This is a genomic window from Nocardia alni, assembly GCF_019038435.1.
Classification (GTDB): Bacteria; Actinomycetota; Actinomycetes; order Mycobacteriales; family Mycobacteriaceae; genus Nocardia; species Nocardia alni.
Window position 1 is genome coordinate 1 of record NZ_JAGPOX010000175.1, and the last position, 18,566, is coordinate 18,566.

General features: G+C 65.2%; 12 protein-coding genes and 2 pseudogenes. 7 read left to right on the forward strand and 7 right to left on the reverse strand.

Going from position 1 to position 18,566, the window contains the following annotated elements; all coding sequences use genetic code 11:
* Positions 1 to 537: 537 nt before the first annotated feature.
* The 6 genes and pseudogenes from JZ791_RS39040 to JZ791_RS46930 all read left to right on the forward strand — a co-directional run.
* Positions 538 to 855: pseudogene (locus tag JZ791_RS39040) on the forward strand (transposase); the annotation flags it as partial.
* Between the two features lie 282 nt (positions 856 to 1,137).
* On the forward strand, positions 1,138 to 1,971 hold the full coding sequence (locus tag JZ791_RS39045; protein WP_216902162.1) for an ISL3 family transposase: 834 nt from the start codon (positions 1,138 to 1,140) through the stop codon (positions 1,969 to 1,971).
* Positions 1,972 to 2,115: 144 nt separating this feature from the next.
* Positions 2,116 to 3,465: a Mu transposase domain-containing protein gene (locus JZ791_RS39050; protein WP_216902164.1), complete on the forward strand. Its 1,350-nt coding sequence runs from the start codon at positions 2,116 to 2,118 to the stop codon at positions 3,463 to 3,465.
* A complete protein-coding gene (gene istB / locus JZ791_RS39055; RefSeq protein ID WP_216902166.1) occupies positions 3,462 to 4,313 on the forward strand; it encodes an IS21-like element helper ATPase IstB in 852 nt (283 codons plus the stop codon). Before JZ791_RS39050 ends, istB begins: the two co-directional genes overlap by 4 nt.
* Before the next feature lie 39 nt (positions 4,314 to 4,352).
* Positions 4,353 to 5,039, forward strand: a complete 687-nt coding sequence (locus tag JZ791_RS39060) for a transposase (protein ID WP_216902168.1) — start codon at positions 4,353 to 4,355, stop codon at positions 5,037 to 5,039.
* A 213-nt stretch (positions 5,040 to 5,252) separates the two neighbouring features.
* The gene (locus tag JZ791_RS46930; protein ID WP_216902170.1) at positions 5,253 to 5,387 is read left to right on the forward strand and encodes a terminase gpP N-terminus-related DNA-binding protein; all 135 of its coding nucleotides are present in this window, start codon (positions 5,253 to 5,255) and stop codon (positions 5,385 to 5,387) included.
* Here JZ791_RS46930 and JZ791_RS46710 read toward each other — a convergent pair.
* The 4 genes and pseudogenes from JZ791_RS46710 to JZ791_RS45675 all read right to left on the reverse strand — a co-directional run.
* Complete coding sequence (locus tag JZ791_RS46710) at positions 5,366 to 7,537, reverse strand: tetratricopeptide repeat protein (RefSeq protein ID WP_216902172.1); 2,172 nt, start codon at positions 7,535 to 7,537, stop codon at positions 5,366 to 5,368. The genes JZ791_RS46930 and JZ791_RS46710 overlap by 22 nt on opposite strands.
* An 879-nt stretch (positions 7,538 to 8,416) precedes the next feature.
* Positions 8,417 to 9,597, reverse strand: a protein-coding gene (locus JZ791_RS39075) for an IS3 family transposase (RefSeq protein ID WP_216902174.1) whose coding sequence is annotated in 2 segments (ribosomal slippage) — positions 8,417 to 9,292 and positions 9,295 to 9,597 — 1,179 coding nt in all. Because the reading frame shifts where the segments join, the coding sequence is not laid out codon by codon here.
* 92 nt (positions 9,598 to 9,689) lie between these two features.
* Positions 9,690 to 10,322, reverse strand: coding sequence for a hypothetical protein (locus tag JZ791_RS39080; RefSeq protein ID WP_216902176.1), 633 nt, complete (start codon positions 10,320 to 10,322; stop codon positions 9,690 to 9,692).
* 412 nt (positions 10,323 to 10,734) lie between these two features.
* Positions 10,735 to 11,416: pseudogene (locus JZ791_RS45675) on the reverse strand (IS5 family transposase); the annotation flags it as partial.
* A gap of 713 nt (positions 11,417 to 12,129) precedes the next feature.
* On the opposite strand from JZ791_RS45675, the gene JZ791_RS39095 reads away from it, so the two are divergent.
* Positions 12,130 to 12,834, forward strand: coding sequence for a hypothetical protein (locus tag JZ791_RS39095; RefSeq protein WP_216902182.1), 705 nt, complete (start codon positions 12,130 to 12,132; stop codon positions 12,832 to 12,834).
* Positions 12,835 to 13,419: 585 nt separating this feature from the next.
* Here JZ791_RS39095 and JZ791_RS39100 read toward each other — a convergent pair.
* The 3 genes from JZ791_RS39100 to tatC all read right to left on the reverse strand — a co-directional run bounded on the left by JZ791_RS39100 (position 13,420) and on the right by tatC (position 18,383).
* Entirely contained in the window at positions 13,420 to 14,157 is a 738-nt protein-coding gene (locus tag JZ791_RS39100) for a DUF4333 domain-containing protein (RefSeq protein ID WP_216902184.1), read from the reverse strand.
* A gap of 548 nt (positions 14,158 to 14,705) precedes the next feature.
* Complete coding sequence (locus tag JZ791_RS39105) at positions 14,706 to 17,402, reverse strand: DEAD/DEAH box helicase (RefSeq protein ID WP_216902186.1); 2,697 nt, start codon at positions 17,400 to 17,402, stop codon at positions 14,706 to 14,708.
* Between the two features lie 3 nt (positions 17,403 to 17,405).
* Entirely contained in the window at positions 17,406 to 18,383 is a 978-nt protein-coding gene (gene tatC / locus JZ791_RS39110; protein WP_216902188.1) for a twin-arginine translocase subunit TatC, read from the reverse strand.
* Positions 18,384 to 18,566 lie beyond the last annotated feature (183 nt).

Genomic DNA, 18,566 nt, shown 5'->3' on the forward strand with positions numbered 1-18,566 from the left:
CGCCTCCACTCCCTGGCCGCCGCCTACAACGCCGAAAGCCCGATCAAACGCCTCATCACTGCCCTGACCGCGCACACAGCGTGATCACCTGAATCACCCTGCCGCACAACAGATCTCACTAAATCACCGCCTTACAAAGCACGCAGCACCATCCCGGCCCACGCCACGCCACGCCACGCCACGAGAGTGGCGGGTCGGCCCGACCGAACGTCACGTTCGGCTGGCCAGCGTTGGCTATGTGAGCAGAGCTTAGCCAACGCTGGAAACCCCTGGTAGTAGGCGATTTCAAAGTTGGGGCGCATGAGCGGTTGTGGGTGAGTTACGGGCGTAATTCGTAGTGGATTCGTAGATGTAGCCCGATGTCGTGGCTGACAGTACCGAACGTGTGGTCACCGGCATGTGTGGTTGAGTCCAGCAGGATGGTGTACGACCGGACATCAGCAATGTCTGGGCGTGTCGTAGCCGAGTAGAGGGTGGTCACCGCGTGATCCTTCAAAAGACCGCCAAGTCACTTGAAGGAAAAGAAAGTTTCACGCGATGACCTCTGTCCAGCCTATCGACCCGTCCGCGATGCTGTCCGACCAACTCGCCGCCGCGAGCCCGGATCTGCTGCGCACCATGATGTCCACGTTCATCGGCGCCTTGATGAGCGCCGAGGCCGACACGATATGCGGTGCCGGCTACGGCGAACGCTCCGAGGAGAGGGTGAACTCCCGAAACGGATACCGCCACCGCGACTTCGACACCCGTGTCGGCACGATCGACGTCGCGATCCCCAAACTGCGGTCAGGCTCGTATTTCCCGGACTGGCTACTCGATTGTCAGCGGTCATCTAATTCGGCTCTGGCGACGATCACGTGACGTGCGCTGGTCGGAGTGTGGGTAAGTCCCCTGGAGTGGTGGGAATCGGATCGTCTGCCCGGCAACGGTTTCCGGCGTGTCGTGCGTGAGGTCCGGGGGTTCGCCGAAGATGATGTCGGGCGTGGATTTCGCAGTGTATTGATGTGCTCTTGCCGCACTTCGCGGCGGTGACTGTGGATGGTGTCGACCTGGCGGGGGATCTGGTGACGTTCCGGGTTCGGGCGAAGGCAGGTGAGGTGCCCCGTTCGGGCTGCCGGTGGCGTTCGTGCCGGGTCCATGCCCGTTACCAGCGGCGACTCGCCGACATCCCGCTGGGTGGCCGTAGGGTGCGGGTCGTCGTGTGTCCGCCGGTTCAAGTGCGTCAACCCCGAGTGCTCGCGGTCCACGTTCTCCGAGCAGATCGAAGGGTTGACCACACCGTTCGCCCGCCGCACCCCGCCATTGACCGAGGCGCTGGTCCGCGTCGCGCTCGCGCTCGCCGGCCGTCCCGGAGCCAGGCTCGCGGCCAGGCTCGCCATGCCATGCTGCCGCGACGTGCTGATCGGTCTGATCCGCGCCCAGCCGCTGCCCGACCCCGGACGGATCGAGGTGCTCGGTGTCGATGACTCCGCGGTTCGGCGCCGCCACTCCTACAACACCATCTTGATCAACATGGACAATCACCGGCCCGTGGACGTGCTGCCCGACCGTGAGGCCGGCACGCTGGCAGCCTGGCTACGCGAGCACCCCGAAATCCGGACCGTGTGCCGCGACAGAGCTGGGGCCTACGCCGAGGGCATCCGCTCGGGCGCCCCGCAGGCGATGCAAGTCGCGGACCGATTCCATCGGTGGAAGAACCTGTGCGAGGCGGTGGACAAGACCGTGTCCGCCCACCACCGGTGTCTGCGTAAAGCCGCTGCGGCCCAAACCATCCCGGGCGATCCGGAGCCTTCCACGCCCGCACCGGCACCCGCGGCCGAGCTCATCACCGCGCCCCAGCGCAGCTACCGGCTGGCCGAGCGGACCCGGGAGCGATACACCGCGGTACAGCAATGCCTGGCCCGTGGACTGTCTCGCTCGGCCATCTCACGGGAGTTGAACCTCGACCGCCAGACAGTACGCCGGTTCTGACGGCGCTCGCTGAAATTCCTCACTGACGCTTACCGAGATTCCCCATGTGTCCCGTGTGGCTCCGCCGTGAAGGGCGGGCCTCCTTCGAAGCTGGTGGTTACCACACCTGACCAGCGCTTACGTTCGGAGGAGGCCCGCTTTTCCATGTTGACACGTGAGGAAGATGTGGAAATCAGTGCCCTACGCGCCCGAGGCTGGACGATCTCCCAGATCGCCCGGCACACCGGCCGTGACCGTAAAACAATTCGCGCCTACCTGGCCGGGGAACGCACCCCCGGCGTCCGGAAACGACACCTGCCCGATCCGTTCGAACCGTTCCTGGACTACGTCACCGCCCGCCTCGCCGAGGACCCGCACTTGTGGGCACAAACACTGCTCGACGAACTGGAACCTCTCGGGTTCCCGCTGTCGTATCAGTCGCTGACCCGCAACATCCGCACCCGTGGACTACGGCCGGTCTGCCAGGCCTGCCGCACTGCCACCGAACGGCCCAACGCGGTCATCCCGCATCCGCCGGGCGGTGAAACCCAATGGGACTGGGTCGATCTGCCGAACCCGCCCGCATCCTGGGATTTCGGTGCCAACGCGCACCTGCTGGTCGGGTCGCTCGCGCATTCGGGTCGTTGGCGCGGCTATCTCGAGCCCTGCACCGACCAGCCGCACCTGATCGAGGGCCTGGACCGTGTCGCGCGAGCTTTGGGCGGGGTGAGCGGGTCGTGGCGGTTCGACCGCATGTCCACGGTCTGCCACCCCTCGACCGGTCAGGTGACCGCGTCGTTCGCGGCGGTGGCGAAGTATTACGCCGTGGTGCCGGCGATCTGCCCGCCGCGGCGCGGAAACCGCAAGGGCGTGGTCGAGAAGGCCAATCACACTGCTGCGCAACGCTGGTGGCGCACACTGCCCGACGAGGTGAGCGTCGAGCAAGCCCAAGCGAGTCTCGACAGGTTCTGCTCGCTGCGCGGCGACACCCGGCTACGGCCGACCGCCGACGGGCGGGCCAGCGTCGCGACCGTCGCTGCCCGGGAACCGTTGCGGCCCATGCCCGCCGAACCCTATCCGGCGATCCTCGCCGAACCACGGGTCGCCTCGCGGCAGGCGATGATCTCCTGGCGCGGCAACCGCTACTCGGTGCCACCGGAACTCGCGGCGGCGACGGTGATCGTCGCGCAACCGTTGCGCGGCACCATCATCGACATCGCCACCACCGACGGCATCGTGATCGCCCGCCATGAACGGGCCACCGACGGCCTCGGCGCGACCGTCCGAGACCACGGCCACGTCCTCGCGCTCGACACCGCCGCGATGGCCGCCGCCAACTCCGGCCGCCCGCACCGCCGCAAGGAACGCATCCCACCCGGAGACGCCGCCAGAGCGGCCGCGGCGGCGCTACGCGCCGCCGCCGACCCCACCACAACGCCGACCGCCACCACCGGCGCCACTGTCACCGATCTGGCCGCCTACGAACGTGCCGCCACCGCCAGGAGCCGCACATGACCAGCCCCGCCCCGAAGAAGACTCCCCGCCGCGACGGCAAAGCTGTCGGCGCCGCCGAGACCGCGACCCGCTACCAGCAACTCCGATCGCATCTAGCCACCCTGAAACTTCATGCCGCCGCCGAAGCGCTCCCGAAGGTCCTCGAGAACGCGACCATCGAGAACCTGTCGGCGACAGCGACATTGGAGAAGCTGTTGCGGATCGAGGTCGACGACACCGAAGCCCGCCGGCTCGCCGGGCGGCTGCGGTTCGCGAACCTGCAAACCCCGGCGTCGCTGGAGAACTTCGATGTCGACGCCGCCTCGGGGATCGACCGGCCGCTGCTCGACGAGCTCGGCACCTGCCGCTATCTCGAAACCGCCACCAATGTCCTGCTCATAGGCACGCCCGGAACAGGCAAGACCCACCTGGCGACCGGGCTGGCCCGCGCGGCCGCGCATGCCGGCTACCGCACCTACTTCACCACCGCCGCCGACCTGGCGGCCCGCTGCCACCGGGCCGCGATCGAGGGCCGTTGGGCCACCACCATGCGGTTCTATGCCGGTCCGGCGCTGCTGGTGATCGATGAACTCGGCTATCTGCCGTTGCCGGCCGAAGCAGCATCAGCATTGTTTCAGGTTGTGTCGCAACGGTATCTGAAGACCTCGATCGTGATCACCACCAACCGTGGTGTCGGGTCCTGGGGCGAGATCCTGGGCGACAACACCGTCGCCGCGGCCCTGCTGGACCGGCTGCTGCATCGGTCGATGGTGATCAACCTCGATGGCGATTCCTACCGGCTGCGTGACCACCAGGCCACCGCCGACAACCTCCGCCGAGCCACTACCGGGAATCGAGAGCCCCTATAATCGACACCGCTCACGGGTGGGGCATTTCGATGAGCCCGGTTGGGGCGTTTCGATGAGCGCAGTCAGTTCGCCAACGCCACCTGCGTGGAGGAACTCCTCGGCAGGGCCGAGCACCGCCGCACCACACTCGACCCCTACATCGACCTGGTCAACCGGCGTTGGAACGAGGGCGTGACGAACGCGCAGACCATCACCTGCGAACTACGGACTCTGGGATTCACCGGAGACGTCCAGACAGTGCGCCGCTACCTCAAGCCCTTCCGCATCCCCGGCACCAGCCGCTGCCACCCGCACCCACATCGGCGCAAGCCCACCCCCACCGCTGCGGCAGTCCCGAAGCCACGCACAATCAGCCGGGCGCTCCTGACCCATCCCGACCGTTTAACCGAGCAGGACGCACTGATCATGAAGAACGCAACCACCGAATGCGTCCATCTCGAACACCTCCAGCAGCACATCCGCACCTTCGCCACGATCATGACCCAACGGCGCGGCCTCGAACTACCCGCCTGGCGCGACGCCGTCGAAGCCGACGACCTACCCGAACTGCACAGCCTCGCAATCGGAATGCGCCGCGACCTGACCGCCATCATCAACGGGCTCACCACCGAACACAGCTCCGGCGCTGTCGAAGGCAACGTCACGCGCGTGAAACGACTCAAACGCGACGGCTACGGCCGGGCGAACTTCGATCTCCTCAGAGCCCAGATACTCCTCGCCACCTGAACGACCGTCACATGATCGTCGCCAGAGCCAATTTCAGCGAGCGCCGTCACCGGTCAGGTTCGGGAACTGATTGCTGGTTATGAAGGTGGGGCGACGGTTTCCGAGCTGGGGCATCGGTTTGGGATCGAGCGGCGGACTGTCAGCGAGATCTTGTGTCGCCACCGGGTTCCGATTCGTCGGCGCGGCTTGTTAGCTGAGCAGGTTGATGATGCGGTGCATTTGTATGGGCTGGGTTGGTCGCCTGCTCGGGTGGCAGCGCATCTGGGTGTGAACGCCACCACTGTGCAGACCAGACTCCGTGAGCGAGGAATCGTCATGAGGGACACTCAAGGACGACCGCGCGAGTAGGTGCTTGCTACTAGGTATGCGAGGGTATTGCGGAAGACGGCGGTGTCTTCGTGGTCTGCTCCCCGCCGCTGCTCAGAGTCGGCGAGGAGTGCCTTGTACAACGGGATGGCTTTGTCCAGCTTTCCGGCGAGTATGTAGGCGTCGGCGAGGTTGTTACGGCAAGTGCGTGTATGCGGGTGGTCCGCACCTAGCACACGGGTCCGGACGATGAGGGTGGTCTTGAGCAGTGGAATGGCCTTGTCCGGCTGTCCGGCGAAGCCGTAAGCCAGCGCGAGGTTATCCCGGCAAGTGAGGGTGTTGGGGTGGTCGGCCCCCAGCCATCGTTCACTGTCGATGCCGATCGCCTCGTACAGTGAGATCGCTTCATCCAGTCGTCCCTCCAACCGGCACGCATAGGCGACGTTAATGCGAGCGGCGAGGGTGTCAGGGTGGTCGGCCCCCAGCCGCCGAGTCCGATCCTCGACGAGCGCCTTGTACAGTGGGACGGCCTTGTCGAGCCGTCCTGCGCATGCATAGGTGTTGGCTAGATTGTTCCGATAGGCCAGCGTTCTGGGGTGGTCGGCTCCGAGCAGCCGCTCACTATCGACGACGATCGCCTCGAACAGGGAGATCGCTTTGTCCAGTCGTCCCTCCAACCGGCATGCATATGCCAAGTTGTTGCGGAAGACGAGAGTCTCGGGGTGATTGATCCCCAGTCGCCGTTGACCGTCAGCGAGGACTGCCTCATGCAGTGGGATGGCCTTGTCCGGCTGTCCCGTCGATGCGTAGACCTGGCCGAGGTTGCCGCGGGCGGTAAGAGTGGTCGGGTGGTCGGCCCGGAGTATTCGTTCGCAGTCGGTGAGCGTGGTGCAGGCGTGGGCGAACGACCGTGCGAGGTCGCCAGCTTCGTGGAGTTGATGTACAGCCCAATTGCGTGCCTCCAGGACGCGCAGGAGCAAGAGTTGGTCGGGCGTGGTGACAGGCAGGCCGGTGTCCCAAAGTGAATCGATCTGGTCGATGAGGTGACTGCCCCAGGCACGTTGGGTCCACGCCTCTTGTGGGTCGAACAGTTGCGGTGTGAGGATGTCGATGCTGGAGATGGTCAGGTGATCGATAGCCTTGGTGGAGGTGGCTCGTTCCCGCAGGACGCGGCCGATCAGCCGGTGCATGATCACGATGTCGCCAGTTGTGGAGCTCGACAGCAGCGTGCTGGTGACGCACCGATCCAGGGCCTCATCAACGCGGCCGCCTCGGTCGGGCAACAGGCGGCGCAAAACCCCCGAAGGTGACAGCATCGCCACGGCCCCCAGCAACCATCGCACGATCTCATCGAGCTCTGGGTCACCGGTGGCCGCCTCGGTGGTGTCCACCGACAGCAGAATGGCCTGGGTGACCGACAGGGGATAGTCGTGGCCCTTTCTGCGTGCCAGTACGCGCGGCAACGGCTGTGCTCGGAGCAGTTGGTGGTAGCGGTCGTAGTCCAAGTGACGGCCGGTGATGGTGGCCGCGGCAGCAGATAACGCCAGTGGAAGATCGCCAAGGGTATCGGCGATCCGGTATGCACCGCTGGTATCTGTCAGGCCGGTGGCGGCCTGCAGGTGCGCCAATGATTCCTCGCGGGTGTAGGGACGTATATCGATGGACTCGCCCAGGGCGGCGAAAGACCGGTCGGTACTGGTGATCACCACCTGTGTTGCACCACCAGTCGGTAGCAGCGTCCGGATCGAGTCGGGGTCGGTGGCATTATCGAACACCAACAATCCTGACTCCGCCCGGCTCGACAGGAAGTCCCGCAACCGTACCGCCGACACAGCCGGGTTGCGGCCAGGGTCGGCGACCCCGAACCGTTCAGCGATCTCGGCAAGCGCCTCATGGGCGACGCCGTTGTTTTCGGCGGGGATCCACCCCACCAAATCTGCACCCGCGTCGTTCGCCTCACGTGCCACGGCAGCAGCCAACTGGGTCTTGCCAACCCCGCGCATCCCAGTCACCACCGCAGCGCCCTGCGAACGGCCCAGCACCTCACGCAAGGCTTGCAGCTCGGTACGCGGCACGAAATTCGCCGGCCGCTGGGGGATCCCACCGACCACCACCCGTCCCCTCGACCCTGACGGTACCGCCTCGTTGACGATGGTCGTAGCGGTGACGATGATGTCGCCTCCGGCTTCCACCCGGTGCAGCGTCGCGTTCGTATTGGACGCGACGGCACCGGCGACTAGCAGGGGTGTGGGGCATCACCGTGCCCTGCCGTGACGTTCTCGACGTCGACGTTCTCGACGAAGTGGCTGTCCACCGCTGTGACGCCCGTGCCCGATGATTTGACATGTCGCGCCCGAAATCCGCGCGCCGTCACATTGTGCAACTCGACACCTTTTGCAGGCTCCCGCGAAAAAGCCGACTGCGCGGTCTCTCTTGACGACTGCTCCAATGCTATAACAAAGCTGGCGACGGTGAGTCCCACGACCGCCACCCACGGCCACAATGAATGCGCGGCCCCAGTGGCGTAGTTCACCGCGACCGCCAAACCGGTCGACACCACCGCGGTCGCCCCAGTCCGCAAGGCCACCGCACGCACCCTCGAACCCGATGGCGCGGTCGATCCTCCTGCCCGCAGATGCCCACGACGGTGCTGTATAACAGCGTAGATCCCCATCCGCTGACCATAGATGACTGGAGCCCGTTGAGCAGGAGTGTGCGGTACGCGACGTTGCGCGGCGTGTTCACGTAGGTGCCGTATCAGAGTCGGTGAAACTGGTTGCTTGCGGTCGGTTCCGCCCTTTTCGCGCAGCCAGACTTCCCGGAGTATGCGGTGCCGCCGACGCTCCGTGTCACGAACGAGTGACATCGTCAGCGGCTCGTGTCACCGAGGCCGGGCATGCTACTCCTCGGCGCGAATCGCCAAGGGAGGCAGGGAATCCACGATCTTCATCGTTTCGATGCTCACGGTGACGATACGGGCGAGCAGATCCAGGATGTAACGCGGATTGCCAAGTTCGCGAGACCAGTGCTACACCCGTGGGTCTGCTGCACGATGAGGTGACAGTTTCCGGTTACGCGGCCTGACTGGCCGCTGGGGTCATGATCATCTCGTATTCGACGGGTGTCAACCGCCCGAGGCGGGCCTGGCGCCGGCGCCGGTGATAGGTGCGTTCGACCCAGGTGACGATCACGATCCGCAACTCCTGGCGGGTCTTCCACACCCGCCGGTTCAGGACGTTCTTCTGCAGCAAGGAGAAGAAACTCTCCATCGCCGCATTATCGCCAGCCGCCGCGACCCGGCCCATCGATCCGGCCAGACCGTGACGATGCAACTCCCGCAAGAACTTTCGGCTCCGGAATTGCGAACCTCGATCGGTATGCACGATGCATCCTGCCACCTGCCCGCGGCGAGCGACCGCGTTTCGCAACGCGGCCACCGCAAGCCGGGACTTCATGCGGGAATCGATGCTGTAGCCGACGATCCGATTGGAGAACACATCCTTGATCGCACAGAGATAAAGCTTCCCCTCACCGGTCCAATTCTCCGTTATATCGCTGAGCCACAACATATTTGGATACTGTGCGGTGAAATCACGATTCACGCGGTCGTCGTGGACCGGCGGCCCGGGTTTGCCGTTCTTACCGCGTTTCTTCCCGAACACACTCCACCATCGGTGGCCCGAGCAGATCCGCCACGCGGTCCGCGCGGCCATCGGCTCACCGGCATCGGCGGCCTCATCGGCCAGCAACCGATACCCGAACTCCGGATCGTCCCGGTGCGCGTCGAACAACGCATTCGCCCGATAGGCTTGCACGAGTTCGGTTTTCGTCACCGGAGCACGAAGCCACCGATAATACGGCTGCCGCGCGATCCCCAATACCCGGCACGTCACCGCGACGGGAATCCCGTCAGCGGCCAGCTCACGGACGAGCGGGTACATTATTTTCCCGGCAGGCTCGCCCGCGACAGATACGCCGCCGCCCGCCGCAATACCACGTTCTCCTGCTCGAGCAACTTGATCCGCCGCTGCGCGGCCCGCAACTCCGCACGCGACCCGGCCTCCTCGCCCGAGCCACCTCCGCTCGACGGTGTCCGCACGCGCACGGACCGGGCCTGGTTCATCCACTTGGTCAACGTCGTCGGATGGATCCCGAAATCGGCGGCAACCTGCTCCAACGTGACACCGGGCTCCCGCTCCCGGGCCACCCGCACCACATCATCACGAAACTCGCGAGGGTAAGGCTTGGGCATAACGACATCCTTCCAGACTCACCCGAAAGCAAGCCAGCTCAGATGTCACCTATCTGTGCAGCAGACCCCGTTGAGGGCAACTGCGGCTCACGTCACCATGGCCAGGTTGGTGACTGGATTTGCTTGCTTAACACATCAAATGTTTTTTCTACTTGGTCCTTTACACGTGCTGGCACACCGTCGGGCCATGGGTCGTCGTGCACCGCCTTCTGGAGGTCCTCAGCAGCTTGTGCAGCCTCGGGCGGGCCCATGAGACGGGCGGCCGCTGCGGCGATATAGACCTCGACTTCAAGGTTTAGTAATCGCGCCGCTGCAGCACTACTCTGAGTCGCTGCGGCGGTCGCCTTATCTGCCGAAGCCTGCGTAGCCGCAGACCCTGGATCGGTGTTGAACAGGTTCTTGTACGTGTCGTTTTTTTGCTTGTAATCGGCCAGTAGTCGCTGGTACTTCTGTTGACCGGCGTTGTATGCGGCGACCGCGCCCATCAGCCGTGCATATGTTGCACGGCGGTCCGCTTGTTGCGCCGATCCGAACGCGAGTACAGCCGCCAAGTAGGCTCCTAGACTGGTCCCGACCACCGCGACTCCCGCCCCCAAGACTGTGGCTCCTGCCGCGATCCACGCCTTTTGCGCGTCCCCCGACGTCATCGCCGCGGAGATCCAGAACACGACATCGATGACAACTAAACCGATGCCTACGGCGACTGAAGCCCGCTTCAGCGTCATTTCTCTTTCCTCGGTCGAGGTTGCGCGGGAACAGTCCACCCAGTAGCAAGCTGCTCCGAATCGGACTGTGCCTCAAGCTGCTGCATATGGCGGTCTCCATGACTAAGAACGGTGTCCAAGTCCTTGGACTGTCTTTTTGAGTCCACGACGAAGCCCGCTGCGCTCCCTACCAGCAGCACAGCACCGATCAGCGATGTAATCAAGTAGTCCCCTAACGGGAACCGAGATGTTCCTGCTATGAGAACAGCGAGGGCGGGCAGCAGGACCAAAGCCATTCCGCCGCCGGCCATTCCGCCAAGGGCAAACTTCGTTGAGGTGTGAGCTACCTGATCGTCCGTGGCTTTCACGAATGCGAGCAGTTGACTAAGACCATGTCTCATATGGCTGCCTTTGGGTAGTCGGTGAACCACGACACGGTTCGCTCGATCACCCAGCGGTGCCGGCCCAGGCGCTCGGCGGACTCGATTCCCTTGCGCGCAATACGAACCGCCACGCCGCGCTCGCGTACCCACAACCGCAGTTCGGCCTGGTCGTAAGCCTTGTCGGCATGCAGCTTGCCTGGCCGGCGGCGTCTGGGCCCGCGCCGCGACCGCACCGCGGAGATCGCCTTCACCAACGGTTTGAGCGCTGGGAGTCGTGCACGTTGGCTCCCGAAACCGCCACTGCCAGAGGAATTCCCGACTGGTCGGACAGGATGTGCTGTTTCGAGCCCGGCTTGCCTCGGTCGGTGCGGCTCGGCCCGGTCAGATCGCCCCCTTTTTTTCGCCCGCACGCACGCCGCGTCGAGCACCACCCGCGACCAGTCGATCAGCCCCCGACCGCCCAACTCGTCCAGCACCGCCCGATGCAGCCGCCGCTTTCGTCCATACGGTGAACCGGCGATGCGCCGTGGGCACGCTCACCCCGAACGACGGCGGCAACAGCCGCCGCGCGCAACCGCTGGTCAGCACGTACACCACCGCTGTGAACACCGCCCGCTGGTCCACCGGAGCCATGCCACCGCCCCGCGGACGCGCGCTGAACTCCGGCAGTAACGGCTCCACCAGGCCCCACAACTCGTCCGGCACCAACCATCGCGACAACGCATCCACCACGACCGAACATCATGCAGCACAAACACTCTCAGCGCAGCAGGAATGAATCACAACCATGTAAGACAAGGTCTAAGTCGTGGATCTATCACACCAGCAGTGCCCGCAGGAGCCACTGGCACAGGCGCCGAGCTGCCAGTAGCCGGGTCTTCGGATGGTTGAGACATCTTGGGCCTCCAACGTGTGGGGAACCATCATCTCGCATCGCAGAAATGGATACCCCCGAACTCACTAAAGTGGCCTACTCAAAATCTCCGACAGAGAGATCAACGTTGAGGAGCGCGCGGATGCGACCGCTGCGGATACCCTCGCTCAGATCGCTCGCAACGCGCGCGAGCGTGAAACGCAGACATGGACATCACGCTAGTCAGCTGGCTGCCAGGTCGAGGGCTGATCTTCCCACCGTTTGGTGCGGATCAGCTGCCGCATGTATGCCAAAACCGTTCCTCCAGTTCGTCGTTGAGGTCGAATGCCCGTGCATCGCACGTCCCCTCGACCCCCCGTCCGTGGGCCACCTTCTCGATGGGAACGACAGACCGGCCCGTTTCGCCGGGTTTGAGCGAGCGCTAGCGGTGTTGGGCACGGGAGCCGACCAGACATTCTCGTCGTTGGTGGCGTTGTCCACGATCGAGACGTACCGATCCTGCTGCGGACGAACTGCGGACGGATCTATCGTTGTCACAACATTCAACAGCGGTCGGGGAGGGTACAGGCGCATGGCAGCCAGTGACGACAAGGGGCAGGTGGACGGAATCGAGCATGTTCCGACACTGGATTTCGATGTGGACACCTTCAACCAGTCGGTGGATTCCGCGTATCGGATACTCAAACGAGGATTGTCAGAAAGCGCTATTGACCGAACAGATATCGACATGCTCCAAGATACGTATACCACTATGACCGAATTCATCTCATCGGTCTTGAGGTCCGCGCATACGGCTCCTCCTGAGCAGGCTGCGCGCGCTGCTCGGGTCGCTGAAGCGTTTGCTGAGCGACGGCAATACGTTGCAAATCGAATTGTAGACTTGTCCCGTCAAAGCGAGATCGCCGAGATAAAGCAGACTGTCGAGGCTGAGGTTGACGACCCTGCGGTTCGGAAGAATATTTCCGATAAGGTTGACGAGATAGCCAAGCGGCAAGAAGAAGCAGCTGCGGACTGGAAATTTAAAGACAATACTCTCGATGCAGAATTGAGAAGGCTCGCCGCTCAGAAACAGCGGATCGACAACCTAATGTCTATGTTTCAACGCGAGCCTGCGGCGGTGCTCGTCGGCGGCGTCCTACTCCTCCTACTCACGATCGTCCTGGTCGTCGCTATGTTCATCCACACCAGCGTGCCGGAGGTGATCACCAGCATGGTCCTGTTGATTCTCGGCTTCTTCTTCGGGCAGACAACCAGCCGAAAGTCCGACGACTCCTGAAGCTCGCATCCGGTCCGGGCTTGCTAGACCACCAGGCTAAGCATCTCGAACGTGCCCAGCCGTCCAGAGAGGAAAGAGTTGCCGGGCCGTGAGGCAGAGCCGTCACGCCCCGCAACACCTAGGGCAGGAAGCCCAGCGGGGCCGCACAGCCGCCACCGCCGCCCGCTGGAAGCAGAACGCGGCATAAATCGTAGGAAATTCGTAGAATCAAGCCCCGTGACCGGCAGACCCGCCGGTCACGGGGCTTCCCCTGTTATGGGGTGCCTGAATGTCACGTTCGATCGGCTCAACCGGCCGATGCCATATCCGGCGGGTCCGCTCAGTCTGGGCGGCAACCAGGCTCTGTACGCAAGACCGGAGTCGAGCACCACAAGGCCCAGGCGTTCGACGGGTCTGCGGTCAGGCGGTCCGAATCGGCGCGCCCGGACCAGCAGAATGTCGCGTTCGTCCGACCTGCTGACCGCCGTCTCGATCGACTGGCATGACATGCGGCCGGTCCGACAGACCGGCCGCATGTCACGCGCGTCCCACTGATCCGAACGAGCGTGACACTCGGCCGACTCGCGAGGGGGCGGCGCAACGCCCTCAGTTCGGGCGGCCGACTTCGTAGGTGCCGTCGGACTTGGTGATCTTCACAGTCACCGTCTTCTGCTCGCCGCCGACCTTCATACTGCAATTGAAGGAGCGACCGACCTTGACGTCCTGGCCGGACGGGCAGCTGACGTCCTGGACGTCATCGATACCGTAGGAGTCCTTGAGCACCTTCTGTACGCCCTGCTGGACGGCGCTGTTGTCCAGGGTATTGCTGCTCAGGAAGACGAAGGCCAGCACGACGACCACCACGATGACGACCAGCGCGCCGATGCCACCGAACAGCAGGCCCTTGCGCGAACGCTTCTTACTGATCTGCAGCGACGGTTGGGAGATCGGCTGCCCGGGCGCCGGCTGCTGCTGACCCCACTGACCGGGTTGCTGCTGCCCCCACGGCTGCTGACCACCCCACTGCTGCTGGGTGGGCTCCCACGCCGCAGGCTGTGCGGGCTGCTGCTGCGGCCACGACGGTGAACTCTGCTGCCCCCACGGCTGCTGTTGCTGGCCGGTCCACTGCTGCGTCGGATCCGCACTGCCCGTGGCCTGCTGCCCCCAGGGCTGCTGACCCTGCTGCGCCTGCTGGCCCCACTGCTGCTGACCCCACTGCGGTTGCTGACCGCTCCACTGCTGAGTGGGTTCGGCGCCGGCGCTCGGCTGACCGGACCACTGCTGGGTCGGGTCGCTGCCGTGTCCTTCCCCTGAAGTGTCGTTCGGTCCGTACGGGCCGCTCATCTGCCTGCCTCCACTCGCACTCGTAGCACACACGATCGCCCCCGCGTGAGGTCACCAGTCTCTCACCCACGGTTGGTACTCGACGTCATCCAATCACAAACTGTACTTATTGGCCCACGCTGCGCTCCGGCGGGTTTTCGGCGCTCAGAACTCTCACCTCACCGACTCACCGTCCCCGGGAGGATGCGTGATCGGGCACCGTTGCTTGCTCCTCGGTCGCCTACACGGCAGCACCGGAACAACGCACCGCGCCGAAGACTCCACTGCGTCCGCCCGAAGTTCCGGCGCGCAAACCAACCCACCCCGCCAACTCCGCGAGCGAGCCATCCACGCCCGTCTGCGCCAGGCACCGCTACTCGCTCCTTCGTCGCCTACACGGCAACACCCAAACGCCGCGCCTGGAAAACTCCACCTTTATGCCTGGTGGTCCCTACGCACGGAGACACCTCATCGCTAGCCACGTCGGCGGTTACGTTGTGCTGCCCACGTTGAGCAGTCGCGCGAAGGATGTAACCGCTCCGGACCAGGCGGAACTTCAACGGTAAAGCTCACGCCGCATCCACAGCGACAACCCCTCGCCGAATAGCCCGAACCGCCTTCGACGCCGTACCCGCGACCTCGACGTCGTCGGCCGTGTTGTGAATCTGATCGAGCAGGTCGATCACCTGCCGGCACCAGCGCACGAAATCGCCCGCCGAGAGCGGGTTGCCCTGATCGCCGCTGGCGAGCAGCGATTCGGCGAGACCGTCGCCGCGGGCCCACTTGTGAATGCCGGTGACGAAACCCAAATCGGGTTCGCGGGTGGGCTCGAGTTTGTGGCGGGCCTCGTCGGTGCGCAACTCGGTCCAGATCCCCACCGTGACGCCGACAGCCCGCCGGATCGGCGGAGTCGGCCCGGACGGCCCGAGGTAGGTGGACTCCTGCCGGGACTCGTACACCAGGATCGACACCACCGCGGCCAGCTCCGCCGGACCCAGTCCGCGCCACGCACCCTGCCGAAGGCATTCCGCCACAACGAGATCGGCCTCGGTGTAGATGCGCGCGAGGCGGCGGCCGTCAGCGGTCACCTCACCGTCGGCGACGTAGCCGCGCTCGGTCAGCAGGTCCACGATGCGGTCGAACGTGCGGGCCAGGGAGTTCGTGGTCACGGCCACCTTCTGCCGCATGGACTCGGTCTCCCGCTGCACCCGGTTGTAGCGTTCGCCGATACGGGCCAGCTGTTCCCGATCGGGCCGGGTGTGCGCGGGGTGCGACCGCATCGCCCGGCGCAGCGCGGCCAGCTCGCGATCCTCCCCGCCCTTGGATTTGGTGCCGCGACGCTCACGCCCGGGCGGGATGATGCCGGTGTCGCGCAGCGCGGAGGCCAGATCCCGGCGAGTACGGGCGGTGCGGTGGTCGACATGACGCGGCAGCCGCATCCGGCCCAAAGGCTGTGCGGGTGTGGGGAAATCGGCCGCCGAGATGCGCCCGGCCCATTTGTCCTCGGTGAGCACCAGCGGGCGCGGATCGCCGGGCGACTGATCCGGTTCCAGGATCACCGCCAGCCCCTGCCGCCGGCCACTCGGAATCGCGACCACATCACCGCGCCGCAGGGAGGTCAGCGCGGCCACCGCGGCCCCACGACGGTCGGCGCGACCCTGCCGCTCGATATCCCGCTCGCGCTGGCCGATCCGCTCGCGCAGGGACAGATACTCCAGGAAACCGTCGCGGTCGATCTGCGAGCGCAGCTTGTTCACCTGCGCCTCGTTGCGCTCGATCCCGCGCACCAGCCCCACAACCGACCGATCGGCCTGGAACTGCGCGAACGAGCGCTCCAGCAGGGCCCGCGACTCCTGCGCGCCCATCCGGTCGATCAGGTTGATCGACATGTTGTATCCGGGCCGGAACGAGCTGCGCAACGGATAGGTGCGGGTGGAGGCCAGGCCCGCGACGGCGCTGGTGTCCACGTCGGGCGTCCACACGACCACCGCGTGCCCCTCGACGTCGATGCCTCGCCGCCCGGCCCGCCCGGTCAGCTGCGTGTACTCCCCCGGCGTGAGCTCGGCGTGCGACTCGCCGTTGAATTTCACCAGGCGCTCGAGCACCACCGTGCGGGCGGGCATGTTGATGCCCAAAGCCAGTGTCTCCGTAGCGAATACCGCGCGCACCAGCCCGTGCACGAACAGTTCCTCCACGGTATGCCGGAAGGCGGGCAGCATGCCCGCGTGATGCGCGGCCAGGCCACGGAACAGGCCCTCGCGCCACTCCCAGTACCCCAGCACCTCGAGATCGGCGCGCGGCAGATCGCCGGTGTGCTTGTCGATGATCGCCGAGACCCGCTCGTGGTCGGCGTCGCGGCTCAGATCCAGCCGCGCCCGCAGGCACTGCGCCAGGGCGCCGTCGCACCCCGCGCGGCTGAAGATGAACGTGATCGCGGGCAGCAGACCCTCATCGTCGAGGCGCGACAGCATCTCCGGACGAGATACCCCGCGAATGTCGCGGCGCGGGCTACCACCCCGGTGGTGCCGGGGCCCGTTCCAGCCGTTCATCCGGTCGGCCGTCTCGTGATGCTTGATGTACCGCACCAGATCCTCGTCGACCAGGACCTTCTGCTGGCTGGACTTCTGGTCGAACAGATCGAACATCCGCCGCCCGACCAGCACGTGCTGCCACAGCGGCACCGGCCGCGTCTCATCGACGATGACCGCGGTATCCCCGCGCACGGTCTCCATCCACGCGCCGAACTCCTCGGCGTTGCTGACCGTCGCGGACAGGCTGACCAGACGCACATCGGGCGGCAGGTGCAGGATGACCTCCTCCCACACCGCGCCGCGGAACCGGTCGGCCAGGTAGTGCACCTCGTCCATCACCACATAGGACAACGCACGCAGTGTGTCGGAACTCGCGTACAGCATGTTGCGCAGCACCTCGGTCGTCATCACGACGACCGGCGCGGTCGGATTCAGCGACTGATCACCGGTCAGCAGGCCCACCTGATCGCGGCCGTACCGCTCGACCAGATCGGCGTACTTCTGATTCGACAGCGCCTTGATCGGGGTGGTGTAGAAGCATTTGCCGCCCGCCGCGCGCGCCAGATGCACCGCGAACTCGCCGACGATGGTCTTACCCGCGCCGGTGGGCGCGCAGACCAGCACGCTGTGCCCGTCTTGCAGGGCCTGACATGCCTGGACCTGGAACGGATCGAGCGTGAATGCCAGTTCGGCGGTGAATGCCGCGAGTTCGCCGATCGGCGACGGTAGTCCCACTCGTCACAGCGTATCGGAGTAGTCCGACCAAGGTCGCGGGGATTTCTCCGGGCCGTCGGACACGATGGCCGCCGCCGGGTCGACCGGTTCCGCGCCGGTGATCGGTTCCGCGCCGGCGTCGTCCAACGGGGACGCCTCGTCGTCGGACAACGCCTCCCACTCCGCGCGAGCCTTGGCACGGCGCTTGTCGTTGATCCGGGCCACCTGCACAGCCACCTCGAACAGCACGGTCAGCGCGCAGGCCAGCGACAGCATCGAGAACGGATCCTGCGGGGTGACGATCGCGGCGAAGACGAACAGCGCGAAAACCATGCCGCGCCGCCACTTCTTCAACCGCTCGTAGGTGAGCACGCCGATCGCGTTCAACCCGATGATCAGCAACGGCGTCTCGAAACTGAATCCGAAGATGACCAGCAGCTTGATGATGAAGCCGAAGTACTGCGACCCGCTCAGCGCGGTGATCTGGACGTTGTCACCGATCGACATCAGAAAGCGCAGCGCGTGCGCGACCACCCAGTACGCCAGCAGCGCGCCGACCACGAACAGCAGCGCACCGGCGCCGACGAAACTGATCGCGTACCGGCGCTCCTTGGCGTACAGACCCGGGGTGACGAACGCCCACAGCTGATACAGCCAGATCGGGCTGGCCAGCACGATCCCGGCGGTCAGGCCGACCTTGAACCGCAGCATGAACTGCTCGAACGGCGCGGTCGCCAGCAGCCGGCAGGCGCCGTCGACGCTCAGGTTCGCGCGCGTGGACGCGGGCAGCGAGCAGTACGGCCCGCGCAGGATGTCACCGAGGCTGTGAATTCCGAGGAATCCCCACTGATACCACGCGAATCCGAGCGCGGTGGTGAGGGCAACCGCGAGCAGCGCCTTGAGCAGCCGCGAGCGCAACTCCTCGAGATGTTCGACCAACGACATCGTGCCGTCGGGATTCGTCCTACGCCGGCTGCGCCGGGGGTCGAACGGGATGCGCATGGATTGTCACTGCCTCGCTGATCGGTGTGCTGTCACGGACACATCAGCCAGCGCCGCGGCTCCCGACCGGGCGCTCGCGACGCGGGTGACGCCGAGGCGTCGACTAAGCCTTGTGCGCTTCCGGGTTGGGCTGCGCCTGCGGGGCGGGGTTGACCGGCGAAGACGCGGGCAACTCCTGCGGGG